General features: G+C 70.7%; 26 protein-coding genes. 7 read left to right on the top strand and 19 right to left on the bottom strand.

From position 1 onward, the window contains the following. Positions 1–411 (top strand): family 1 encapsulin nanocompartment shell protein (locus VFF46_RS14645; RefSeq protein WP_325037664.1); only part of this gene is annotated, 411 nt, incomplete at its 5' end. Here VFF46_RS14645 and VFF46_RS14640 read toward each other — a convergent pair. The 8 genes from VFF46_RS14640 to VFF46_RS14605 all read right to left on the bottom strand — a co-directional run bounded on the left by VFF46_RS14640 (position 408) and on the right by VFF46_RS14605 (position 7072). Further along, entirely contained in the window at positions 408–1226 is an 819-nt protein-coding gene (locus VFF46_RS14640; protein WP_325037663.1) for a hypothetical protein, read from the bottom strand. The two genes, VFF46_RS14645 and VFF46_RS14640, sit on opposite strands and share 4 nt — an antisense overlap. Then, on the bottom strand, positions 1223–1840 hold the full coding sequence (locus VFF46_RS14635) for a sigma-70 family RNA polymerase sigma factor (RefSeq protein ID WP_325037662.1): 618 nt from the start codon (positions 1838–1840) through the stop codon (positions 1223–1225). The genes VFF46_RS14640 and VFF46_RS14635 overlap by 4 nt, the downstream gene beginning before the upstream one ends. A 90-nt stretch (positions 1841–1930) precedes the next feature. Next, complete coding sequence (locus VFF46_RS14630; RefSeq protein WP_325037665.1) at positions 1931–2218, bottom strand: DUF488 domain-containing protein; 288 nt, start codon at positions 2216–2218, stop codon at positions 1931–1933. Positions 2219–2234: 16 nt separating this feature from the next. Continuing rightward, positions 2235–3416, bottom strand: a complete 1182-nt coding sequence (locus VFF46_RS14625; RefSeq protein WP_325037661.1) for an MFS transporter — start codon at positions 3414–3416, stop codon at positions 2235–2237. A gap of 126 nt (positions 3417–3542) precedes the next feature. Further along, complete coding sequence (locus VFF46_RS14620) at positions 3543–4739, bottom strand: amidohydrolase (protein WP_325037660.1); 1197 nt, start codon at positions 4737–4739, stop codon at positions 3543–3545. A 25-nt stretch (positions 4740–4764) separates the two neighbouring features. Next, complete coding sequence (locus VFF46_RS14615) at positions 4765–5388, bottom strand: GntR family transcriptional regulator (RefSeq protein WP_325037659.1); 624 nt, start codon at positions 5386–5388, stop codon at positions 4765–4767. 47 nt (positions 5389–5435) lie between these two features. Next, complete coding sequence (locus tag VFF46_RS14610) at positions 5436–6083, bottom strand: response regulator transcription factor (protein WP_325037658.1); 648 nt, start codon at positions 6081–6083, stop codon at positions 5436–5438. Continuing rightward, the gene (locus VFF46_RS14605; RefSeq protein WP_325037657.1) at positions 6080–7072 is read right to left on the bottom strand and encodes a HAMP domain-containing sensor histidine kinase; all 993 of its coding nucleotides are present in this window, start codon (positions 7070–7072) and stop codon (positions 6080–6082) included. The genes VFF46_RS14610 and VFF46_RS14605 overlap by 4 nt, the downstream gene beginning before the upstream one ends. Before the next feature lie 115 nt (positions 7073–7187). Between VFF46_RS14605 and VFF46_RS14600 the strand changes: the two genes are divergently transcribed. Genes VFF46_RS14600 through VFF46_RS14590 form a run of 3 tightly spaced genes read left to right on the top strand, consistent with a single transcriptional unit; the run spans position 7188 to position 8574 of the window. After that, complete coding sequence (locus tag VFF46_RS14600; RefSeq protein ID WP_325037656.1) at positions 7188–7502, top strand: TraR/DksA family transcriptional regulator; 315 nt, start codon at positions 7188–7190, stop codon at positions 7500–7502. 8 nt (positions 7503–7510) lie between these two features. After that, positions 7511–7846, top strand: coding sequence for a TraR/DksA C4-type zinc finger protein (locus VFF46_RS14595; protein WP_325037655.1), 336 nt, complete (start codon positions 7511–7513; stop codon positions 7844–7846). Then, positions 7843–8574 carry a rod shape-determining protein gene (locus VFF46_RS14590; protein WP_325037654.1) on the top strand — a complete coding sequence of 244 codons (732 nt, stop codon included), beginning with the start codon at positions 7843–7845 and terminating at the stop codon, positions 8572–8574. Before VFF46_RS14595 ends, VFF46_RS14590 begins: the two co-directional genes overlap by 4 nt. Here VFF46_RS14590 and VFF46_RS14585 read toward each other — a convergent pair. Then, positions 8571–9059 (bottom strand): pyridoxamine 5'-phosphate oxidase family protein, encoded by a 489-nt coding sequence (locus VFF46_RS14585; RefSeq protein WP_325037653.1) that lies wholly within the window; start codon positions 9057–9059, stop codon positions 8571–8573. The two genes, VFF46_RS14590 and VFF46_RS14585, sit on opposite strands and share 4 nt — an antisense overlap. 82 nt (positions 9060–9141) lie before the next feature. Between VFF46_RS14585 and VFF46_RS14580 the strand changes: the two genes are divergently transcribed. Further along, positions 9142–11001 (top strand): hypothetical protein, encoded by a 1860-nt coding sequence (locus tag VFF46_RS14580; RefSeq protein WP_325037652.1) that lies wholly within the window; start codon positions 9142–9144, stop codon positions 10999–11001. On the opposite strand, the gene VFF46_RS14575 is transcribed toward VFF46_RS14580, so the two are convergent. Beyond that, the gene (locus tag VFF46_RS14575) at positions 10974–11672 is read right to left on the bottom strand and encodes an SDR family NAD(P)-dependent oxidoreductase (protein ID WP_325037651.1); all 699 of its coding nucleotides are present in this window, start codon (positions 11670–11672) and stop codon (positions 10974–10976) included. The genes VFF46_RS14580 and VFF46_RS14575 overlap by 28 nt on opposite strands. A 142-nt stretch (positions 11673–11814) precedes the next feature. Between VFF46_RS14575 and VFF46_RS14570 the strand changes: the two genes are divergently transcribed. Beyond that, positions 11815–12810: a sigma-70 family RNA polymerase sigma factor gene (locus tag VFF46_RS14570; protein WP_325037650.1), complete on the top strand. Its 996-nt coding sequence runs from the start codon at positions 11815–11817 to the stop codon at positions 12808–12810. Here the strand turns inward: VFF46_RS14570 and VFF46_RS14565 are convergent. Together VFF46_RS14565 and VFF46_RS14560 are read right to left on the bottom strand one after the other, a co-directional pair. Further along, a complete protein-coding gene (locus tag VFF46_RS14565; protein ID WP_325037649.1) occupies positions 12793–13497 on the bottom strand; it encodes an isocitrate lyase/phosphoenolpyruvate mutase family protein in 705 nt (234 codons plus the stop codon). The two genes, VFF46_RS14570 and VFF46_RS14565, sit on opposite strands and share 18 nt — an antisense overlap. After that, positions 13494–13961, bottom strand: coding sequence for a carboxymuconolactone decarboxylase family protein (locus VFF46_RS14560; RefSeq protein ID WP_325037648.1), 468 nt, complete (start codon positions 13959–13961; stop codon positions 13494–13496). The genes VFF46_RS14565 and VFF46_RS14560 overlap by 4 nt, the downstream gene beginning before the upstream one ends. Before the next feature lie 46 nt (positions 13962–14007). On the opposite strand from VFF46_RS14560, the gene VFF46_RS14555 reads away from it, so the two are divergent. Next, entirely contained in the window at positions 14008–15390 is a 1383-nt protein-coding gene (locus VFF46_RS14555) for a PLP-dependent aminotransferase family protein (protein WP_325037647.1), read from the top strand. A 34-nt stretch (positions 15391–15424) separates the two neighbouring features. Here the strand turns inward: VFF46_RS14555 and mmuM are convergent, their stop codons facing one another. From mmuM to VFF46_RS14520, 7 genes are all read right to left on the bottom strand, one after another. Then, complete coding sequence (gene mmuM / locus VFF46_RS14550) at positions 15425–16294, bottom strand: homocysteine S-methyltransferase (RefSeq protein WP_325037646.1); 870 nt, start codon at positions 16292–16294, stop codon at positions 15425–15427. A gap of 4 nt (positions 16295–16298) precedes the next feature. After that, positions 16299–17225, bottom strand: coding sequence for an FAD-dependent oxidoreductase (locus tag VFF46_RS14545; RefSeq protein WP_325037645.1), 927 nt, complete (start codon positions 17223–17225; stop codon positions 16299–16301). Positions 17226–17274: 49 nt separating this feature from the next. Next, a complete protein-coding gene (locus VFF46_RS14540) occupies positions 17275–18099 on the bottom strand; it encodes a M55 family metallopeptidase (RefSeq protein ID WP_325037644.1) in 825 nt (274 codons plus the stop codon). A 13-nt stretch (positions 18100–18112) separates the two neighbouring features. Further along, positions 18113–19426 (bottom strand): enolase C-terminal domain-like protein, encoded by a 1314-nt coding sequence (locus tag VFF46_RS14535; protein WP_325037643.1) that lies wholly within the window; start codon positions 19424–19426, stop codon positions 18113–18115. Beyond that, on the bottom strand, positions 19423–20337 hold the full coding sequence (gene kdgD, locus VFF46_RS14530; RefSeq protein ID WP_325037642.1) for a 5-dehydro-4-deoxyglucarate dehydratase: 915 nt from the start codon (positions 20335–20337) through the stop codon (positions 19423–19425). The genes VFF46_RS14535 and kdgD overlap by 4 nt, the downstream gene beginning before the upstream one ends. A gap of 52 nt (positions 20338–20389) precedes the next feature. Continuing rightward, entirely contained in the window at positions 20390–21268 is an 879-nt protein-coding gene (locus tag VFF46_RS14525; RefSeq protein WP_325037641.1) for a LysR substrate-binding domain-containing protein, read from the bottom strand. Beyond that, positions 21268–21748, bottom strand: a 481-nt coding sequence (locus tag VFF46_RS14520) for a FadR/GntR family transcriptional regulator (RefSeq protein ID WP_325037640.1), incomplete at its 5' end; no start/stop codon positions are given. The genes VFF46_RS14525 and VFF46_RS14520, both read right to left, overlap by 1 nt.

Below are 21748 nucleotides of genomic sequence, written 5' to 3'. Positions count from 1 at the left end.
CTCGCACCGAGCACGTCCAACGACGTACTGGCGCTGCCGGGTGCGGCACGCGAGCTCCCGGACACCGTGGCGCAGGCACTGCGCGCGCTGCGACTGGCTGGGGTGGCCGGTCCGTACAGCCTGCTCCTGTCCGCTGACGCTTACACGGCCGTGGCCGAGACGACCGACCACGGGTACCCGATCCGCGACCACCTGGCCCGGCTGATCGGGGACGGCGAGATCATCTGGGCACCTGCTCTCGAAGGCGCCCTGCTGGTGTCGACCAGAGGCGGTGACTACGAGCTGCACCTCGGCCAGGACCTGTCGATCGGCTACCTGTCCCACGACGCCGACAGCGTTCAGCTGTACCTGCAGGAGTCCCTGACGTTCCTGGCACTCACCGCGGAGTCGAGCGTCGTACTGCGGCCTTAGTCCGGCAGGTACTTCCAGACGTAGGTCGGCCGGCAGGTCTTGGGGTCCGGATGCGGGTTGGCGGTCGTCGAGGCGATCACCTTGCCCTGCGCGTCCCGGTAACAGCGGGCTCGCAGCTCGGCCTCGGACCGCCGGCTGTCGTACACCTGCTTGCCGGCTGCGTCGTACGCACGAACGACATAGGGCCCGCGCGGGCTGTGTACGAACGGCAGGGCGGTGTAGTAGTACCCGTGCCGCAGGACGGACTCGACGGCCTTTCCGTTGCCGACAGCAACGGTGATCCGGGTGACCTGCGAGGTGTAGGTGCCGGTGCCGACCTGGCCGGCGTTGACCACGTCGTACAACGCGTGCTGCGGGAACCGCGGGATCGCCGTCCGCAGTTCGCCGCCGGAGCCGAAGCCACACGACGACAACATGCCGTGGGTCCGGACGACCACAAAGGCGGTCGCGTAGGTGCCGGACGGCGGATTCGCGAATCGGAACGCGTCGAGCACCGTGTACGGGTCCTGCGGCAACCGGTCGAGCGGCAGCGGCACCCGCGTCGAACAGATCTTGCCGAAGCGGGCCTTGTCCGCCTCGCTCAGCGGCGCGAGCGGCTGCTTCGTCCCGGCGGCCGGATCCGGGGCAGTGTTGTGGCGGAGCGCCGGTACGCCGAACGCTAGGCCCGCCGTGACGGCGGCGACGGCCGCAGCGGCGAGCAGCGGTACGGCGTGGTTGCGGGGTTTGCGGGTCGCCTCGTGGCCGACGATCGCGGCCAGCTCGGCACGCTGACGGGCGCGGGTCTCCGGGCGGAGGTCTGGTGGTGTGGTGGTCATGCCGGTGGCTCCAGGGAAGTGAGAAGGTTCAGCTCACGCAGGTGTTTGCGGGCCCGGGACAGCCGGGACTTGACGGTGCCGAGTGGTACGTCGAGGGCGACCGCGGCGGCCTGCTGGTCGAGGCCGGCCCAGATGCAGAGCTCGACGATCTCGCGCTCCTGCTTCGGCAGACGTTTCAGCAACCTCCGCGCCTCCTGGATCCGCCGGTCGTCGTCCAGCCGGCCGGCGACGTCGTCGGCGTGATCGCGGACGTCGGCGACCAGTACGTGCGCGGCCGCGACCGCCCGGCGGTAGCGGAGCTTGGCGCGCCACTCGTTGCGGACCGTGTAGTCGGCGGCGCGGAGCAGCCAGGGGAGGGCGGAGTCGCGGTCGAGTACGACGTCCGTACGCCGCCGCCAGGCGTGCAGGAACACCGAGGACGTGAGGTCCTCGGCGTCACTCCACGAACCGGTCCGGCGGTACAGGAACGCGTAGACCGCCCGGGCGTGCCGGTCGTACAGCTGCCCGAACGCCTCGCCGTCTCCTTCCGCGGCGCGCTCCCAGAGGATGCGATCGGATCCTGGCGGACCGGCGTCGAGCGGCGGTCCGTGCTGGACCAGCTGCACGCCGCTCATAGGCCGGTTCCCGGGTCGCTGCGCATGCACCCTCCGATCTCGAACTGTCTGACACCCCTCTCGTGTCGGACCGTCGAGAAAGGTTCCCGCTCAGCGCTCGTCGAGTAGCCCGGCAAGAACGGCAGCCTGGCTGATCTCTACGTCCTTGGTAGCGGTCAGCAGCGTCAACGGGCGCTGAGCCAGTTCCTGGAGGTGTGTGAATGCTGCAGCTCGCTCCGGCTCCTTCAGCTCCTGCTGGTAGCGCCGTGCGAACTCGTCGTACCGCTCGGGGTCATGGCCGTACCACTCCCGCAGCTCGTTGGACGGGGCGATCTCCTTGCACCACTCGTCCAGGTGAGCTCGTTCCTTACTCACACCCCGAGGCCACAGGCGGTCCACCAGCACCCGTGCGCCGTCATCCGGCTGTGCGTCGTCGTAGACCCGCCGTACTCTCACCGTGGTCACGATAGCCGCTGTAACGGAGGAGTGCTGGGGTCCAGAGGGCCAAGGCCACCAGGCTGGTCACCAGGAGGACCGCGCTGACAAAGGTGGTGATGTTGACGCCGTAGCGTTCAGCGAAAGCGCCTAGGGCCAGCGAGGCGACCGGCATGATGCCGATGGCCAGTTCCTGGACACCTAACGCTCGGCCGTGCAAGGGCTCGGGCGTGGTCATCAGCAGCAGCGTGGTCTGCAGTATGCCGAACGCCGCGCTCATCACGCCGATCGCGGTCATCAGGACGAACGACAGCATCACGTTGTGCGAGAGCGCGAACAACGCCCACAGTGCGCCCCACAGCGACGTACCGACCAGGTACATGCCGCCCTTGAAGCGGAAATCGCCCAGCCAGGCGATCACCAGGGAGCCGGTCAGGCCGCCGACGCCCGCGCAGGTGAGCAGCCAGCCCAGGCCGGCCGCGTTCAGCCCGAGGGACTCCTGCGCGAACACCGGCATGAACGACTGCGCCACCGGCCAGAGCATCGTGTTCGCGGCCAGCGTGACCAGCCGGACCGTCGATGCCAGCCGGTTCCGGGCGATCTCGCGGAGCCCGCTGCTGACCATCCGGATCGCCGACCCGGTGCGCCCGCCGACCACCTGACCGTACTCCCGCAGCGGCAGCAGCATGACCAGGGAGACGGCGTACCAGAACGTCGACACCCACAGCGCGGCCGGAGCGCCGAGTGCGGTGATCATCAGACCGCCGAGCGCGGGCCCGATCACCTGGGTCATGTTCAGCGCCATCGAGTTCAGCGCGTTCGCGTTGCTGATGTTGTCCCGGCCGACCAGGTCCATCACCAGCGACGCGCGCGCCGGCTGCGACGGTGACTGCGCAAGCCCGATCGCCAGCCCGCCGACGACCAGCACCCAGTACGACGCTCTGCCGAGCGACGCGAGCGTGGCCACGGTACTGACCGCGACCAGCGCCCACGACGCCGCGATGATCAGCAGCCGGACCCGGTTGTGCCGGTCCGCGAACGCCCCCGAGAACGGCCCGAGCAGCAGCGGCGCCAGCCGTACGGCGGTGAACACCGCGACGAGGAAGTCCGAGTGGGTGGTCTCGTACGCGAGCCACCCGAGCACGAGCGTCTGCGTCCACACCCCGCCGAAGCTCTGCTCATGCTTCGCTCGCTGCGCTCGCGAAGGACAGGTTCGACAACCACAGCAACCGGAACGCCCGGTTGTCCCGCAACGAGCCGAGCGTCCGCCCGACGACTGTCGCGGTACTCACACCTGGAGTTCGGCGTCGCGGACGACGACCTGCCCGCCGGCGATCACCAGCTCCCGGCGCGGCGCGCGGACCAGGACGTCCGGCGCGTTCTCCGCGTCCAGCAGCACGATGTCCGCCCGCGCACCGACGGTGAGACCGTGGTTCTCCCGGTGCACGAACGCCGCGCCGTACGTCGTCGCGAGCTGCACCGCGTACGTCAGGTCCTCGTCCGTCCGGAGCCCGTGCAGCCGGGCGAACCCGCGGGCGATCTGCAGCAGGTCACCGTCGCCGTACGGCGACCACAGGTCGCGGATGCCGTCCGTACCGAGGCCGATCGGCACGCCCGCCGCCCGCATCTCGCGGAACGGCAGCGGCGCCGAGGTCGGCGGGGCGACCGTGGTCCAGGAGATCCCGGCCTCGCCGAGCAGCTCCACCAGCTCCGAGCGCCGTGCCGGGGCCAGCTCGCCGAGCGCGAACCCGTGCGACACGTTCACCTTGCCCTGCAGCTCCGCCTGGACCGTGCGCTCGGCGATCAGCTCGTACTGGAACGCGCCGAGGTCGCCGCGGTCGTGCAGGTGCAGGTCGATCCCGACCCCACGCCGGGCCGCGATCCCGAACAGGCCGTCCAGCTGGCCGACCGGGTCGCGGTCGATCGACGCCGGGTCCAGGCCGCCGATGCTGGTCGCACCCTCGGCGGCGGCCTGGTCGAGCAGGTCGAGTACGCCGGGTCGCCGCAGTACCCCGTCCTGCGGGAACGCGACCAGCTCGATCTCGACCGCGCCGTTCAGCTCGGCAGCCGCCGCGCGGACGTTCGCGATCCCGCGCAGCCCGACGCCGAGGTCGACGTCGACGTGGGTGCGGGTGGCCGTCGTACCGTGCCGGAGGAACTCGCGCAGCACCGCCGTGGCGCCCTTGACGCTCGGGATCCCGTACTTGTCCCGCTCGGCGCGCTCGTGCGCGATCCGGCCCTGCGTGGTCGGCTGACCGCCGTACGAGACCCACGGCAGACCCCACCAGCTCTTGTCCACGTGCGCGTGCGCGTTCACGAACCCCGGCAGTGCGAGCAGCCCGCGCCCCTCGATCCGATCGTCCGCTGTGCTGCCAGGGCCGCCGGTGCCGGCGGGGGAGAGGTCCGAGATGACGCCGTCGACGATCGTCACGTCGACCGCGTCGCCGCCCCAAGGGCGCACGTCAGCAAGCAGCAAGGAGGTCATGCGATGAATGGTATACCAAACGTGCTCAACCGGGCGCGCGGAGGTTGCGGAGGATCGTCCGGGCCTGGGCGAGATGATCGGCGGCCAACTGTTCGGCGAGGGTGGCGTCGCGGTTGGCGATCGCGGCGTAGAGGTCGCGGTGTTGCCGCGCGACGCCGAGCAGGTCGTCGTGCTGGGTCAGCAGCCAGCGCATCCGGCTGCGGAGGGGGCGTTCGATCTCGAGCAGTAGCTCGTTGGAGGCGAGCTCCGTGACCTGCTCGTGGAAGTCGGCCGCCTTACGTCGGGCCAGTACGGCGTTGCCGGACTTCGCGGCGGCCAGGTGCTCGTCGAGGGTTGCCCGTACGCGCTCCAGCCCTTCGCGGGTACGCCGTTCCGCCGCCAGCCGGAACGTCAGCGGCTCGAAGGCCGTCCGGACCTCGATCAGGTCCGCGATGTCGGCGTCGGTGAACGTCCGGACCACCGCCCACGACCGCGGCCGCAGCGTCACCAACCCCTCGCCGACCAGTGCCTTGAGCGCCTCCCGCACCGGCACTCGGCTGACGTCCAGCGCGGTCGCCAGCTCACGCTCGACGAGCCGCTCGCCGGGCGCGCGGACGCCGTCCAGGATCTCGTCCCGCAACTGCCGCGTCACCCGCTCGGTCTCGGACACCCGCAACCTCTCTCCGGATCTGGCATACCATTATCCACGGCCGGGAGTCACGGCTCGAGCAGCCCGGCCCGGATCGCGTACCGGGTCAGGTCCAGCCGGTCCCGGAGCCCGAGCTTCTGCAGGATGTTCGACCGGTGCCGCTCGACGGTCTTCACGCTGATCGTGAGCAGTTCCGCGATCTCCTTCGACGAGTTGCCCTCGGCAACCAGCTTGAGGATCTCCTCCTCGCGCGCGGTGAGGATCTGCCGCGGCAGGTCGGCGCCCTGCCGGACCCGCTCCAGGTAGCTGCGGACCAGCCGGGTCATCGCGCCCGGGTACAGGAACGGCTCGCCGCGCATCGTCGCCCGGCAGGCCTCGACGAGGTCCCGGTCGAGCACCGACTTCAGCACGTACCCGGACGCGCCGGCCTTCAGCGCCTGGAAGAAGTACTGCTCGTTGTCGTACATGGTGAGCATCAGCACCCGCACGCCCGGCGCGACCGTGGACAGCTCCCGCGCCGCCTGCAGCCCGGTCATCCGCGGCATCGCGATGTCGAGGATCGCCAGGTCCACCGGCTCCCGGCGGCAGATCGCCACCGCCTCGCTGCCGTCGGCCGCCTCCGCGACCACCTGCAGATCCGATTCCCCGTCGAGGATCAGCCGTACGCCGCGCCGTACCAGCGCGTGATCGTCGGCCAGCAGGATCTTCGTGGTCACGAGTCGCTGCTGTCCGCGCGCTCGCTCAAGGCAACCGGGCGTGCGGCGGGTGCGGTCAGGCTGACGTGCGTGCCGCCGTGGGGGCCGTCGCCGACCTCCAGCATCGCGCCGATCAGCAGCGCCCGTTCCCGCATCCCACGGATCCCCGCACCCTCGTGCGCGAGCCCCACACCCCGCCCGTCGTCCTCGATCCGCAGCACCACCGCCGAACCTTCCCCGGTCAACGACAACGCGACCTTCGAAGCACCCGCGTGCCGCGCCACATTCGTCAGGCTCTCCTGCGCGACCCGGTACAGCACCAGCTCGGTCTGCTCGTCCAGCTCCAACCCGCTGTCGAACCGCCGCTGGATCTCCAGCCCGGTGTGATCGGACACCTCGACCGCGAGGGCGGTCAGCGCACTGGTCAGCCCGAGATCCTCCAGTACGCCGGGCCGCAGCCGGTGCGCGAGCCGCCGTACCTCGTCCAGACTCGCGCGCGTGGTCTCCTGCGCCTGCACCAGCTCGTTCCGCAGCCCCGGATCCGGCGAGCGGTCGGCCGCCCGCTTCAGGTCCATCAGTACCGCGGTCAGCGTCTGGCCGACCTCGTCGTGCAGCTCGCGCGCGATCCGCCGGCGTTCCGACTCCTGCGCCGACAGCGCCCGCGCGGCGCTGGTAGCCCGCTCCTGCTCCAGCCGGTCCAGCATCGCGTTGAAAGCCCGCAGTACATCCGGTACGCCGCCGTGTCCCTGCACGGGCAGCCGTTGACCGGGCCGCAGTACGTCGACCGTGGACATGCGCCGGTTCAGGCGAGCCAACGGCGCCAGGCCGACGCGCAGCAGCACTGCGTTCGCCACCAGCATCACAGCGAGCCCGCCGATCAGTACGGACGCCTCGGTGAACAGGACCGGTACCGAGACCGTCACCGGCGCCCACAGCAGCAGGGCGGTCGCAGCGCCGAGTACGACCGCGTTGAGACCGAAGATCCGCCAGAACAGCGCCACCGCGGGCACACCCCTTCCGTGAACGAGAGTTCCGCCACTATGGCAGCACGGCGGCGTTCGTACCGGCGCAAGATGGGTGTTGGTCCCGATAGGCAACCCGTGCGGCAGCAGCCATGGTGTGGGCATGAACAGCCCGAACACCGCGCCCGCCGACCACCGGGTGCACGAGACCCTCCAGCGGCTGCAGCACGAGCGCAACACGCGGCTCGCGCAGCTGAACGCGATGGAGGCCGACAAGCCGAACTCCAACGGGGACCTGGTGACCGCCCAGACGACCGCGATCCGGCTGGTGCTCAAGGAGATCGACGCCGCCGTGGAGCGCGTCTCGGACGGTACGTACGGCGTCTGCACCGGCTGCGACGCCCGGATACCGGTCGGGCGGCTCGAGATCCTGCCGTACGTCCGGTACTGCGTCCGCTGCCAACAGCAGGCGCTCTGAGGAGACTCGTGAACAGCCAGGCTCGGACCAATCGACGCAACGGGGGCCTGCCGCAAGGGGAGCTCGCAGTACTGCGGGCGAAGCTGCTTGACCAGCGTGCGTTCCGGCGCGAGCAGCTGGCGGGCTTCGGTGGGAGTGCTGTGGTGGACGAGGTGCACGGGCAGTTGGTGGGTGCGGCCCGGCTGGTGCTCGCCGACGTCGAGGCCGCGCTGGACCGGATGGACACGGGCCACTACGGCCACTGCCGGGCCTGCCGCGGTCCGATCGAACTGCCGCGCCTCCGCATCTGCCCGGAGAGCCTGTACTGCGGCGCCTGTCACCGTGAGAGGGAAACCGACCAGTGAAACGCGGGCTGGTCGGGTTTGGTGGAGTGCGGGGTGTGGCCTTGGACCTCGGGAGTGCACGGGCTCGGGTTTGGAGTTCTGAGCGGGGGCTGGTGCTGGATGCGCCCACTGCGCGTCGAGGGCGGCGGCTGGTGTCGCGGGGGACGGTTGCCGATGTGGCGGGTGTCGTTGCGCTGGTGGGTGCAGCCGTGGAGGACGGGCGGCGGGACCGGCTGAGTGCGGTGGTTACTACGCCGGTGTTGAGCGACGACTCGCACCGGGCGGACGTGCGTACCGTGCTGGCTGAGCTCGGTGTCGGTTCGGTGGTGATGATCGACAGCGTGAAGGCGGCTGCTTTCGGTGCGGGAGCGGATGTTGCCGGTCCGCTGCTGGTCGTCGACCTCGGGGCTCAGCTGACCGAGGTCGCGCTGGTCGTGGGCGGGGCGGTTGTCGCGGCCCGGCGTACCGCGCTCGGTCTGGACGACGTACGGACGGTGTTCCCGATCGTCGAGGTTGTCGGTGAGGCGGTGCTCGAACTGCTGCACGGCGACTGCGGCGCCCAGGTGGTCGACGCGCTGGACCGCGGCGTGCTGCTCACCGGCGGCGGCGCGCTCCGCCCGGAACTCACCTACAAACTCGGCCACCGCCTCGGCGCGCCGGTCGCCCCGGCCCCCGCCCCGCACACGGCCGCAGTCCGCGGCGCCGCCACCGCCCTCCAGGCCACCCACCGCCATCCCACGGGCAGTTAGCCGGCTGCCTTCTCCTGGATGAGGTCCTCGACGGCCTTGGGGATGGTGGTTTCGAAGTCGAGAAGTTTGGCCCAGGTGAGCGTGATGCGGATGACGACCATCTCGTCGTACAGCGACGTCACGCCCTCGACCCAGCCGGGGTACTGCTCGTCGGTCATCACCTTGTGGCCGGCGACCAGGTAGCCCTCGGGGACGCCGGGAACCAGTTCCAGTTCGGCGGTGCCGCGGAGCAGCAGCACCTTGGGCGGGAACGCGCCGGTGTCGATGGTGAGCGCGACCTTCGGGTTCTTCCGCAGCGCGGCGACCTTGGCGGACTTCGGCACGGTGGCGATCGCGAGCTGGTCGCCCTCGACCCAGAACCCGATCGGAATCACCCGCGGGTCGCCGTCGAGTCCGTCGTACGCGAGCCGGGCCGGCTCCGCGCCGTTCAGCAGTTGCTGGGCGTAGGGCTTGGCGAGGATCTCGGCGATCTGCTGCTGGTTCATCTCGGTTTCCCGTCTGTGAGGAGGTTCTCATCAGCGGGACGGAGCCGCCGCCGGGTTCTCGACATCGATAGGTTGGCGAATCGTGGAAAGTTTTGACTTCGGTCGCGGGACGGTCCAGGTCGCCGACGACGGCGCGGTCGCGCAGGTGCTGCATCCGGACGGTCGGCACGTGCTGCTCGACGAGGGTGTGGTGCACGACAGCCTGCACGCGTGGGGCAAAGGGTTCGTCATCACCGATCGCGGTTCGTACCGGTTCGACAACCCGGCGCACACCCGGTGGCGGAGCAGCGGGATCGACCTGCTGTACCGGTTCGGGGACCTCGAGCTGCGCGTCGGCCGCCGTTTCGGTGAGCGGTGGACCGAGACGTACGAGCTGCGCAACACCGGCGACGCCCCGATCGAGCTGGGGTCGGTCGCGATCAGCACGCCGTATCGCGACGTCTACACGTCCAGCCGGGAGAGTCTGGCCGGCGCGGTGCACGCGCACGTGTGGACGGGCGGCGCGGACGCGTGGGTCTGGGCGGCGCCGATGGACGGCAGCGGCCCGGGCCTCGGGCTGCAGCTGACCGAGGGCGAGCTCTGGGCGTACTCCGTGGAGTCCCGCGAGCCCGGTACCAGCAGCAACGTCCGCGGGCACATCTACCTGCACGTCACAGACCACGCCCGCGCGCCGCACGCGATGGGCGGTCAGCCGGCGATCCCGCTCGCGCCCGGTGCGACGTACCGCTGGACCTGGCAGCTCGACTGGTACGACGACCTGCCCGCGTTCGAGCGCAACCCGCGGATCGACGCCGACCGGCTGGCCCTGGAGGTCGGGGAGACCCTGGAGCTCAGCGACGGCCAGCAGGTCACGACCGGTGAGCCAGGCATCCACTACGTGTCGTCGACCGACGGCCGCGCGCGGATCGCCGTCCTGTTCCACGACCCGTTGCGGGTGATCGCCGAGCGTCGTGCGCGGTTCATCCTCGACCACCAGCGGCGGCCCGAGCTGGACGGCAGCCGCAAGTACGCGTTCGTGCCGTACGACAACGACAGCGGCCTCACCGTACTGGCGAGTGCGTGGCGGGACTGGTCCGACGCCCGCGAGCGGGTCGGGATGGCCGTACTGCTCCAGGAGGTCCGTGCCCGCGGCTGGGGCGACCGCGCCGAGCTGGACGCCGCGCTGGCCGGGTACGAGCAGTTCGTCCGCGAGTACCTGCTGGACGCGGAAGGGACGATCCAGGACGACAGCATCCACCAGAACGCCGTACGGCTCTACAACTTCCCGTGGTTCGCACGGTTCCTGCTCGGGCAGGGTGACCGCGACGGCGCGACCAGGATCCTCAACCGGTACTACGAGCTCGGCGGCGACCACTTCCTGGCGTTCGACCTCGGTCCGCTGCTGACCGAGCTCGGCCTGGAGGAGCACCTCGTCCGGCACGCGCAGACCTTCATCGGGTACGGCGACGAGCTGCCGCCGCACGAGGTCAACTACGAGCAGTCGATGGTCGCCCCGCTACTCGAACTGCTGGCGGCTGCTTATCAGTCCGGGAAGGTCGACGGCGCGGAGCTGACCCGCCGCCTGCCGTGGCTGACGGCGTTCGCCGCCGACCAGCCCGACGTCCGCCTGCGGCACGTCCCGATCCGGCACTGGGACGGGTACTGGTTCGGCCGGCAGCGGCTGTGGGGCGACGTCTTCCCGCACTACTGGTCCGCGCTGAGCGCCGTCGTGTACGCCGCCTGGCCGCGGGACCTGGTGACGCCCGAGCAGGCCGACTGGCTCGACCGCGCCGAGGAGGCGATCCTGCGGGCGAACCTGGTCAGCTTCGCCCCGGACGGGTCGGCCACGTGTGCGTTCGTGTACCCGAGCTGCGTGAACGGCCAGCCCGCGCACGTCGCCGACCCGCTCGCGAACGACCAGGACTGGGCCCTGGTCTACGCACTCAGAAGTGCGGCGTTCTGACGTTCGAGCTGCTTGACCGCCCCGCTCGCCCAGCCCGGAGCCAGCATCGCGGACAACGGATCCGGGAAGATCTCCTCGTTCCCGGCCGCGACGCCGTCGAAGATCGCCCGCGCGACCGACTCCGGAGACGCCTTCGGTACGTCGAGATCGCGGGACATCTCGGTGTCCGTCGGACCGGTCAGTACGGCGTGCACCCGGACGCCCTGCGGAGCGAGCAGCGCCCGCTGCGCCTGGGTGAGCGAGAACGCGGCCGCCTTGGAGATCGAGTACGCCGGGATCATCGGCAGCGACGCGAGCGCCGCCACGGACAGGACGTTGACGATCGCCCCGCGTGCCTCGATCAGCTGCGGCAGGAACGCGCTGGCGAGGGCGTGTGGGCCGAACAGGTTCACGGCCAGGTGCTCTTCGAGCAGGGCGCGGTCGCTGAGGTTGTCGTACGCCGCGAGGCCCGCCTTGTTGACCAGGACGTCCAGGTGCTCGATTGTCTTGGCCGCGGCCTCGATCTGCGCCTGGTCGGTCACGTCCAGGCTCAGGTACGTCACCCGCGGGTCTTTGTGTGTCAGCGGGACCCGTGTCCCGGCGTACACGCGTTCGGCGCCTTGGCGTAGCGCTTCCTCGACGAGTGCTTGTCCGATGCCCCGGTTGGTGCCCGTGATCAGGACGGTGTGCATGGTGGTTCTCCGTTCGGCTGTCGCAGTGCTTGCAAGTGGACAGACCGTGTGGGCCGTTGGAACTGGTCGGACCAGGACCGATCAGTTCAGCCCGGCGGCGGTGTCAGCACAGGTGTGAGAAGAATGGTGACGGAGGTGTCTCATGCCGGACGAACTGCTGCAGCGGGCGCGGGAAGGTGACCGGGACGCGTTCGCGGCGCTGGTCGCGCCGTACCGCGCGGAGCTGCAAGTGCACTGCTACCGGATGCTCGGGTCGCTGCAGGACGCGGAGGACGCGCTGCAGGAAACGTTGCTCTCGGCATGGATCGGGCTGAGCGGGTTCGAGGGCCGCTCGTCGGTCCGCACCTGGCTGTACCGGATCACCACCAACCGGTGCCTGAACATCCTGCGTTCCACATCCCGCCGGCCGCTTCCCGCGGTACCGCTGCCGGTGCCCGCGCCGGAGCCGTCCCGGTCGGGCGAGGTGCTGTGGTTGCAGCCGTACCCCGACGACCTGCTCGAAGGGCTCCCGGACCGGTTGCCCGGTCCGGAGGCGCGGTACGAGTCGCACGAGGCGATCTCGTTGGCGTTCGTGACCGCGGTACAACTGCTCCCGCCGAACCAGCGCGCGGTGCTGCTGCTGCGCGACGTACTCGGGTATCGGGCCAGTGAGACCGCGGAGCTGCTCGGACTGACCGAGGCCGCCGTCAACAGTGCGCTCGCGCGCGCTCGGGCGGCGATGGACGGGAAGACGGTCACGAGTCCGGTGCCGACCGCGGACGAGCAGGAGCTGACCGAGCGGTTCGTGGCGGCGTTCACGGCGCAGGACGTGGACGCCTTGATCGCGTTGATGACCAGCGACGCCTGGGTGCGGATGCCGCCGCTGCCGTTCGAGTACCAGGGCACCGAGGCCGCGCACCGGTTCTTCAGCGCGCTCGCGGAGCACCGGCGGCAGATCGCGGCGATGGTGCCGGTCCGCGCGAACGGTCAGCCCGCCTGGGGCGAGTACGTCCGGGACCCGGTCACCGGCGGCCTGCACCTGATCGGGGTGCTGGTGATCGGCATCGCCGGCGACCGGATCCACGAGATCGTGCACTTCGAGACCACGGTCGCGCCGTACTTCGGTCTCCCGCGGACCTTGTCAGAGCCGGGGGAGTAGCTCGCGCAGGTAGTTCATCAGATAGTCGTGCACGCTGGTCCCGTACGAGATCCGGGTCGCGCCGGCCGCGGCGAGCTCGGTCGGTGTCGGCCCGCCGACCGCCGCGTGGCCGTTGATCGGTCCGCCGACGCCCTCGGCCACCTCGGCCAGGTGGTCGAGCGGCGCGAGGATCGGGTACACGCAGTCGGCTCCGGCGCGGCGGTACTCGCGTCCCCGCCGTACCGCCTCGGTGACCGGGTCGTCGACCCGCCGTACGAACGTGTCCACGCGGGCGTTGATCACCAGCTCGGCGCCCGCGGCGGCCCGTACCTCGGCCAGGTAGTCGGCCTGCCGCGCGACGTCGACCAGCTCGCCGTCGGCAGAGTCCTCCAGGTTGCACCCGACCGCACCGGTCTCCAGCAGCCGCTCCGCGAACTCCTTCGGCGGCAGCCCGTACCCGGCCTCCATGTCGGCCGTCACCGGTACGTCGACCGCGCGGGCGATCTGCGCCACGGCGGCGAACATCGTGGAGGGCGGGGTCAGCTGCCCGTCGTCGTACCCGAGGACCCGGGCGACCGCCCCGCTGCTGGTGGCAACAGCGGGGAAGCCGGCGTCGGCGATCAGCCGGGCGCTGACCGGGTCCCAGGCGTTCGGCAGGACGAGCGGCGTACCGCCGTGGTGCAGGGCCCGGAAGTGTTCGGCCGTCATGGCTTGTAGTGGCCGGGCTCCATCTTCCCGGTGACGCCGACGCGGGTCCACATGTTGATCGTGATGATCAGCGCGATCAGCTGGGCCAGGTCCTGCTCGCCGAACGCCTGCGCGGCGACCTCGTAGACGTCGTCCGGGACGTGGTCGACGCTGATCAGCGTGATCGCCTCGGTCAGCTGCAGCGCCGCCTGCTCCTGCTCGGTGTAGAACTTCCGCGCCTCCCGCCACACCGGCAGCAGGGCGATCCGCTGCTCCTGCTCGTCGTACTCCCGGAGGTCGAGGGAGTGCATGTCGGTGCAGTACGCGCACCCGTTGATCTGCGAGGCCCGGATCCGCACCAGGTGCGCCAGCTTCGGGTCGAGCCCGGTGTCGGAGACCTTGTCCACCTCGATCAGTGCCTTGTAGAAGTCCGGTACCAGGTTGGCGAGCTTCACCCGCCGCGTTGTTGTCGTCGTTGTGCTCATGGCTTCAATCTAGGTCGTGAGCGGCCCAGGTGTATGGTCCACTTCTATGGCAGAACGAGGGGCCAATTCGGCGGGTGCGGACCTGCACCTGGAGCTCGGCGTGACCCGGGGGCGGGGCGACCTGGTGCAGGCGTTGCACGAGTCGATCCGGAGTGGGCGGCTGGTGCCGGGGACCCGGCTGCCGTCGTCGCGGTCGCTGGCGAAGGACCTCGGGATCGCCCGGAACACGGTCGCGGACGCGTACGGGCAGCTGGTCGCGGAGGGCTGGCTGACCGCGCGGCAGGGGTCCGGGACGGTGGTCGCGAACCGGGCCGCGGTCCCGGCGACGCCGGCCGTTTCGTTGCCGGAGGCCCGTAGTTTCCGGTACGACCTGACGCCGGGTGCGCCGGACGTGGCGACATTCCCGCGGGCCGAATGGCTGGCCGCGACCCGGAAGGCGCTGACCGCGGCGCCGAACGAGGCGTTCGGGCTGGGCGACCCGCGCGGCCGGATCGAGCTGCGCCGGGTGCTGGCCGACTACCTGGCCCGGGCGCGCGGTGTCCGGGCCGACCCGGAGCGGATCCTGATCTGCTCCGGGTACGTGCAGGCGCTGAGCCTGCTGAGCGAGGTGATCAAGACGCTCGGCGGTACGACGATCGCGGTCGAGGAGTTCGGGTACGCGCTGCACCGGGAGGTGATCCGGGCGCGCGGGCTGTCGGTGGCCGGCGTACCGGTGGACTCGTTCGGGGCGCAGACGTCCGCGTTGACCGGCCAGGGCGTGCTGCTGACGCCAGCGCACCAGATGCCGACCGGCGTACCGCTCGCGCCGGAACGCCGTACGGCGGCGGTCGAATGGGCGCGGGAGTCCGGGGCGGTGCTGATCGAGGACGACTACGACGGCGAGTTCCGGTACGACCGGCAGGCGGTCGGCGCGCTCCAGGCGCTGGATCCGGAGCGGGTCGTCTACACCGGTACGGCCAGCAAGAGCCTCGCGCCGGGGCTACGACTGGCGTGGATGGTGCTGCCACAACGCCTGATCGAGCCGGTCGTCGCCGCCAAACGCACCGCGGACTTCCAGACCGCGACCCTGGAGCAACTGGTCCTCGCCGAATTCATTGCCTCCGGCCACTACGACCGGCACGTCCGCCGGTCCCGCCTGCACTACCGCCGCCGCCGCGACCGCCTCGTCGAGCTGCTGTCCGTCCGTGCTCCCGACGTGAAGGTCGCCGGCATCTCCGCGGGCCTGCACGTCCTGCTCGACGTCCCCGCCGACGCCGAGGACATCGTCACCCGGGCCGCCCGCCAGAGCCTCGGCCTCGCGAGCCTCACGACGTACCACGTCGACCCCACCCCGGCCACCCGCCAAGCCGTCATCGTCGGCTACGGCACGCCACCCGACCACGCCTACCCCGGAGCCCTCGACCTCCTCTGCCAAGTGCTGGGCGTGTAGGTTGTTGCGAGGTCCGCCGGCGGTGTCGGCGCGGCTACGCGCTGCCCGCCGCGAGGGCCCGGATGTCCTCGGGACCGACCCGGCAGCAACCACCGACGTAGGCCGCCCCGGCGTCGACCCAGCTCGGCGCGAACTCCGCCGGTCCCGCACCGTGGCCGCCCCAGGTGCGGGTGAGCGCATCCCACGTCTCGCCGCGGTTGGGGTAGGCGACGGCGGGTTTGCCGGTGACGGCGACGGCGGTCCGCACCGCGGGCAGGACGTCCGCGGGCTTGCAGCAGTTGATGCCGATGGCAATCACCTGAGGGATGTCCGGGATGGCGAAGGCGTCCGCGAGTCCTTGGCCGGCCCGGGTGTGCGGACCATCGATCGAGTACGAGAACCACGCCGGTACGTCGAGTTCGGCGAGCAGGGCGACGAGGACCTCGGCCTCGTCGGTGTCGGGGATGGTTTCGACGGCCAGGAGGTCCGGGCCGGCCGCGGCGAGGAGCTCGAGCCGGGCGCCGTGGAAGTCCCGCAGTACCTGCCGGCTCACGCCGTACCTCCCGCGGTACTCCGAGCCGTCCGCGAGCATCGCGCCGTACGGCCCGACGGAGGCGGCGACCAGCCGACGGCCACTTCCCTGGTGACTGTCGAACTCGTCGCGTACGTCGCGGGCGATTCGCACGCTGCTGGTGATCAATCGCTCGGCTTCGGCCCGTGGGACGCCGGCGCGTTCGAAGCCGGTCACGCTTGCCTGGTAGCTGGCCGTGGTGGCGACCATCGCGCCGGCCTCGTAGTACGCGCGGTGCACGGCGGCGATCTCCGCCGGATCGTCGCGGAGCAGCCGGGCTGACCACAGCGCGTCGGACAGGTCGTGGCCGCGGTCCTCCAAGGCGTTCGACAGGCCGCCGTCGAGAATGACCACGGGGTCAGACGGTGCGGGCAAGGTCCAGAACCTCGTCGGCGCAGCCCCAGGAGAGGGTTACGCCGGAGCCGCCGTGGCCGTAGCAGTGGATGACCGGTTCGCCGGTGTGGGTGCGGACGAGTTCACAGCGGATGGCTGGGCGGGCGGGGCGGAGGCCGACGCGCTGGCGGATGATCTTGGCGTTGCGGAGCTGAGGGACCAGTTCGGCGGCGCGGTCGAGGATGTCCTTGGTGGTCTGCGGGTCGACGGCGAGGTTCCAGTCGCCGCGCTGGCTCGTTCCCCCGACGACCACGTCATTGCGGCGCGGGACGACGTACGTCAGCTCGTCGGGGGAGCGGTCCGCCAGCAGCCACTCGGTCAGGCCGCACGGCTCGACGGTCAGGACCTGGCCGCGGACCGGTGTCACGGTCGGGTCGCTCGCGGTCAGGCGGCCGCCGAGCCCGGTGCAGTTCACCACGAGATCGGCCCCGGTCGGCAGCGCGGACAGTGCCGCGCGGGTCAGCGTCCCGCCGGCGGCCTCGAGCCGTTTCACCAGGGACGGCAGGTACGCCGGCATGTCGATCACCGGCACCGTGAACGCCCACCCGTCTTCGAACCCGGCGGGCGGCGACGCAACCCGGGTCAGGTCCGGCAGTACGTCGGCCCACGGCGGATCCGGCGTCGGCTCGACCAGGAACTCCCGGCCGTGCTTCAGCTCCACGGCAGGCTCGCTCGCTGCCAGCTTCGCGAACTCCTCGTACGTCGCCCGTGACCACCCGGCCACCCGGTCGGCCGGCGCCGACAGGTACGGGTACCAGATCGCGGCCGCCACCGACGAGGTCGTCTCCAGGGGCAGATCCCGGGCGAACACCGCCACGTCGTACCCGCCCTCGGCGAGCCGGATGGCACAGCTCAGCCCGATCACGCCCGCACCCACCACGATCACGCGCATTCACACAGTGTTACGCACGGACCGCCATCACGCCAACGGCAGGGGGAAGCTACTCGCTGACCCCGCGGCTCAGGAACACCATCGCGATGAACGTCCGGTACAGCTCCAGCGGGTCGTCGTTGCGCAGGGCAACCACCCTGTCCTCGCGGCGTTCCACCCCGCGCAGCGCGCAGGCCAGCTCGGCGAACGCCCGGCTGTGGAACCGGACGGTCAGCTCGGCCGGCAGCGTGATGCTCGGCGGGCGCATGTCGCTCAGCCGGGCGAGCGCGCGCCGGGCCCCGTCGTGGATCAGCTCCCGCGCCCGCTCCGGGTGCACGGACAGCGCGGCGTTGTGCGAGACCGAGTCCTTCACCACGACCGATTCGACGTCCGGGCAGAACGCCTGCGCCTCGTCGATCGTGGTCCGGTCACCGGAGATCAGTACGACGGGCACGTCATGGGCGAGCGCCACCAGCGCGTTGATCCCGGCCTCACCGGTGATCGCGCCGTTCAGCCGGACTTCGGCGATCGCGCGCGGGTTGTACGTGTGCGGCAGTACGGACCCGGTCGCCCCGGCGGACCCGTGGTACGAGACGAAGAAGACCGCGTCGAACGAGGCGTCCAGGCCCTGCATCATGTAGAGCGGCTTGTGCTTGCCGGACAGGTAGCTCGCGCGGCCGTGCAGCTCGTCCGGGAGCAGGTTCTGCATCGTCGAGTGCGAGTCGTTGACCAGGAACTCGGTCCCGCCGGCCGCCAGCGCGCCGTCGATCGCGGCGTTCACCTCGGCCTGCAGCTGACGGCGGTAGTACTCGTACTCGGTGGTCGGCCCGCGCGCCTGACTCCAGTCGACGACGCCCGCCGTACCTTCCATGTCCGATGACAGGTAGACCTTCATCACCGCACCATACTCAACGCACCATGCAGGGCCGCTTCGGGTCGAACTCCCAGTCCTCGATCAGGTACCGCATCGCGATCGCGTCGTCCCGGGCGCCGAGGCCGTGCTCCAGGTACAGCTCGTGGGCGGCGGCCAGCGCGTCCCGGTCCAGCTCGATGCCGAGGCCGGGCGCCGTCGGTACGGCGATCTCGCCGCCGCTGATCCGCAGCGGGTGCTTGGTGAGCGCCTGGCCGTCCTGCCAGATCCAGTGCGTGTCCAGCGCGGTGATCTCGCCGGGGGCCGCGGCGCCGACGTGGGTGAACATGGCCAGCGAGATGTCGAAGTGGTTGTTCGAGTGCGAGCCCCAGGTCAGCCCGAAGTCGTGGCACAGCTGGGCGACCCGCACCGACCCGGCCATCGTCCAGAAGTGCGGGTCGGCGAGCGGGATGTCGACGGCGTCGGTCCGGATCGCGTGCGCGAGCTCACGCCAGTCGGTGGCGATCATGTTGGTCGCCGTACGCAGTCCGGTACGACGCTTGAACTCCGCCATCGTCTCCCGCCCGGAGAACCGGTCCTCGGCGCCGCACGGGTCCTCCACGTACGCGAGCACATCACCCAGCCCGGAGCACACGGCAACCGCCTCGCGCAGCAGCCAGGCCCCGTTCGGGTCCACCGTGATCCGCGCGTCCGGGAACCGCTCGTGCAACGCCCGTACGGCGTCGATCTCCACGTGCGGGTCGAACACGCCGCCCTTCAGCTTGAAGTCCACGAACCCGTACCGCTCCTGCGCCGCCTCCGCCAGCTCCACCACCCCATCGGCCGTCAGCACGGGCCCCCGCCGAAGCCTGTCCCACGCATCTCCACCGGTCCGGTAGGGCAGGTCCGTTTGCGCCGCATCACCTACGTAGAACAAGTAGCCCAGTACTGGGACCGCGGTGCGTTGCTGTCCTTCGCCCAGTAATTCGGCTACTGGTACTTCGAGGTGTTGGCCCAGGAGGTCGAGGAGCGCCGACTCCAACCCGGTGACGGCATGCACTGTCGTACGGAGGTCGAATGTTTGTAGCCCGCGGCCCCCGCTGTCGAGGCCTTCGAATGTTCTGGAGATGGTGTGTAGCAAGCCCTTGTAGTGAGCCAGCGGGTGACCGGTCAGCAGCGGGGCGGCGCGCCGGATGGTGCCGGCGATCTTCTCGCCGCCGGGGACTTCACCCAGGCCGACGTTGCCCGTGCTGTCGGTCACGATCACCACGTTGCGGGTGAAGAACGGGCCGTGGGCGCCGCTCAGGTTGAGCAGCATGCTGTCGTGGCCGGCGACCGGCACGACCTCCACCGACTCGACAGTGGGCGTCATTTGACCTTCTCGATCAGCCCGGCGAGCAACGACACCTCGTCGGCGGTGAGGTCCTGCAGCGGTGGTCGGACCGGCCCGGCGTTCCGGCCGATCGCGTTCACCCCGGCCTTGACGATCGACACGGCGTACCCCTTGGTGCGGTCGCGAATGTCCAGGTACGGCAGCACGAACTCCCGCAGCTTCCGGTACACGGCGTCGCGATCCTGCGCCAGTACGTCCGCGTAGAACCCGAGCGCGAACTCCGGCACGAAGTTGAAGATCGCCGACGAGTACGTGCTGTACCCGAGCTGCAGCAGCGGCAGCGCGAACGTCTCCGCGGTCGGGAGCCCGCCGACGTACGTCAGCCGCTCGCCGACCAGCGCGTACGTCCGGGTCATCTGCTCGATGTTGCCGACGCCGTCCTTGAGGCAGACCAGGTTCGGGTTCCGGTCCGCGAGCTCGGCGACCGTCACGTCGGTGAGGATCGCGTTCGCCCGGCTGTAGACCGTCACCCCGAGACCCGTACTACGGCACACCGCCGACACGTGCTCGATCAAACCACGCTGCCCGGCCTCCGTCAGGTACGGCGGGAACAGCAGGATCCCGTCCGCGCCCGCCGCCTCGGCCGCCCGCGCCCCCTCGATCGCCGCCGCCGTACCGCCGGTCGCGGGCGCGATCACCGGCACCCGCCCGCCGATCTCCGAGACAGCCGTCCGTACGACGTTGTCGATCTCGGCCGGCGTCAACGAGAACCCCTCGCCGGTGCCGCCCGCCGCGAACAGCCCGGCGACGTCGTACTGGCTGAGCCACGCCAGATGCTCGCGGTACGCCGTCTCGTGGAAGCTGAGGTCGGCGTGGAAGGCGGTGACGGGGAACGAGAGCAGCCCGGTCTTGAGCTGGGCCGCCAGCTCGGCGGGGGAGTAATGGGTCACGCAGGTCAGCGTAGGAACGCCGGTGGATACCTGTCCAAGATCGTTTGTGGATCTAGTGATGCTCTGAGAGCATCGTGAGCACCCGGCGCAGCACCGGGCTGGTGCTGTCCCGCCGCCAGATCGCGTGCAGCTCGACGAGCTCGTCCGGTCCGTCGAGATCGCAGTACGTCACGCCCTCGACGCCGAGGTTCCGCGCCGAGGCCGGGACCAGCGCGACGCCGCGACCGGCCGCGACCAGCAGGATCACGGTCAGGATCTGCTGTACCCGCTGCTCGATCCGCGGCTGCGACGCGGCCAGGAACCGGACGGTCAGCTCGTGGAAGTACCGGGCCTGGGTCGGCGAGTAGCTGATCACCTGCTCGCCGGCGAAGTCCGCGGCGGTCAGCGGCCGGCCGAGCGTCCCGAGCCGATGGTTGCCGGGGACAACGGCACACAACGGCTCCCGGAACACGATCCGCGAGTCCAGGACCTCGAGGTCGAACGGCGGCCGCCCGAGCCCGAGGTCCAGCTCACCGCGCAGCAGCCCGTCGACCTGCGTCGGGGTGACCCGTTCGTGCAGGATCACGTCGACGTCCGGCAGTTCCTCGGACAACCGCCGCAGCAACGGCCCCAGCGTCCGGATCGCCGACGTGGCAGTGAACCCGAGCCGCAACGTCCCGGCCGCGCCCTGATCCACCCGCCGCGCGAGGTCGCCCGCGGTCTCCACCAGCGCCAGCAACCGCCGCGCCTCGACCAGGAACGCCCGCCCGGCCTCGGTCAGCTCGACCTTCCGGTTGTCCCGCTCCAGCAGCCGCGCGCCGACGGACCGCTCGAGCTTCTGCACCTGCCGGCTCAACGGCGGCTGCGTCATCCGCAACCGCTCCGCCGCCCGCCCGAAATGCAACTCCTCGGCCACCGCGACGAACGCACTCAACTGCTCCAGGGTGAACATCAGCGCAGGCGCTCGCGGGTATTCGTGAGGTGTACTCGCATCGCCGCGCGGGCTCCTTCGGCGTCTGAGCGGGTGATCGCGGCGTGGATGTTCTCGTGTTCGTGGATGACGCGGGTCAGGTGGTCCGGGTCGGACATCTCGTACGCCGGGTTCAGGCGGGTCCGGGGCAGCATGATCATCATCGGGCCGAGGTCCGCGATCAGGTCGCCGTAGAAACGGTTGCCCGAAGCAACAGCTATCTTCAGGTGGAACGCGAAGTCCGCCTCCACCGACCGTGCCGGGTCGTCGCCCACCCGCCGGAACTCGTCCAGCGCGCGTGCGATCCCCTCCAGCTGATGTGCGGTACGCCGTACCGCCGCGAGCCCGGCCGCCTCGGTCTCGACGCCGATCCGGAAGTCCATCAGCTCCAGTACGTCGCGGTGCGAGCGGACCGCGCGCAGTCCCGGCGGACGCTCCGGAACCTCGAGGACGAACGAGCCG

Origin of the sequence: Kribbella sp. (assembly GCF_035655035.1) — a bacterium.
In the GTDB taxonomy this organism is placed as follows: Bacteria; Actinomycetota; Actinomycetes; order Propionibacteriales; family Kribbellaceae; genus Kribbella.
The sequence above is the reverse complement of the archived record's forward strand: the minus strand, read 5'-3'. Positions and strand labels throughout refer to the sequence as shown.

What these genes read in the sequence shown, in the direction of transcription:
- VFF46_RS14540 (WP_325037644.1), bottom strand. Translation starts at nt 18,099, where the DNA reads ATGAAGGTCTACCTGTCATCGGACATGGAAGGTACGGCGGGCGTCGTC.
- VFF46_RS14570 (WP_325037650.1), top strand. Translation starts at nt 11,815, where the DNA reads ATGCCGGACGAACTGCTGCAGCGGGCGCGGGAAGGTGACCGGGACGCG.
- VFF46_RS14525 (WP_325037641.1), bottom strand. Translation starts at nt 21,268, where the DNA reads ATGTTCACCCTGGAGCAGTTGAGTGCGTTCGTCGCGGTGGCCGAGGAG.
- VFF46_RS14585 (WP_325037653.1), bottom strand. Translation starts at nt 9,059, where the DNA reads ATGAACCAGCAGCAGATCGCCGAGATCCTCGCCAAGCCCTACGCCCAG.
- VFF46_RS14560 (WP_325037648.1), bottom strand. Translation starts at nt 13,961, where the DNA reads ATGAGCACAACGACGACAACAACGCGGCGGGTGAAGCTCGCCAACCTG.
- VFF46_RS14635 (WP_325037662.1), bottom strand. Translation starts at nt 1,840, where the DNA reads ATGAGCGGCGTGCAGCTGGTCCAGCACGGACCGCCGCTCGACGCCGGT.
- VFF46_RS14640 (WP_325037663.1), bottom strand. Translation starts at nt 1,226, where the DNA reads ATGACCACCACACCACCAGACCTCCGCCCGGAGACCCGCGCCCGTCAG.
- VFF46_RS14600 (WP_325037656.1), top strand. Translation starts at nt 7,188, where the DNA reads ATGAACAGCCCGAACACCGCGCCCGCCGACCACCGGGTGCACGAGACC.
- VFF46_RS14565 (WP_325037649.1), bottom strand. Translation starts at nt 13,497, where the DNA reads ATGACGGCCGAACACTTCCGGGCCCTGCACCACGGCGGTACGCCGCTC.
- VFF46_RS14535 (WP_325037643.1), bottom strand. Translation starts at nt 19,426, where the DNA reads ATGACGCCCACTGTCGAGTCGGTGGAGGTCGTGCCGGTCGCCGGCCAC.
- VFF46_RS14545 (WP_325037645.1), bottom strand. Translation starts at nt 17,225, where the DNA reads ATGCGCGTGATCGTGGTGGGTGCGGGCGTGATCGGGCTGAGCTGTGCC.
- VFF46_RS14555 (WP_325037647.1), top strand. Translation starts at nt 14,008, where the DNA reads ATGGCAGAACGAGGGGCCAATTCGGCGGGTGCGGACCTGCACCTGGAG.
- VFF46_RS14575 (WP_325037651.1), bottom strand. Translation starts at nt 11,672, where the DNA reads ATGCACACCGTCCTGATCACGGGCACCAACCGGGGCATCGGACAAGCA.
- VFF46_RS14620 (WP_325037660.1), bottom strand. Translation starts at nt 4,739, where the DNA reads ATGACCTCCTTGCTGCTTGCTGACGTGCGCCCTTGGGGCGGCGACGCG.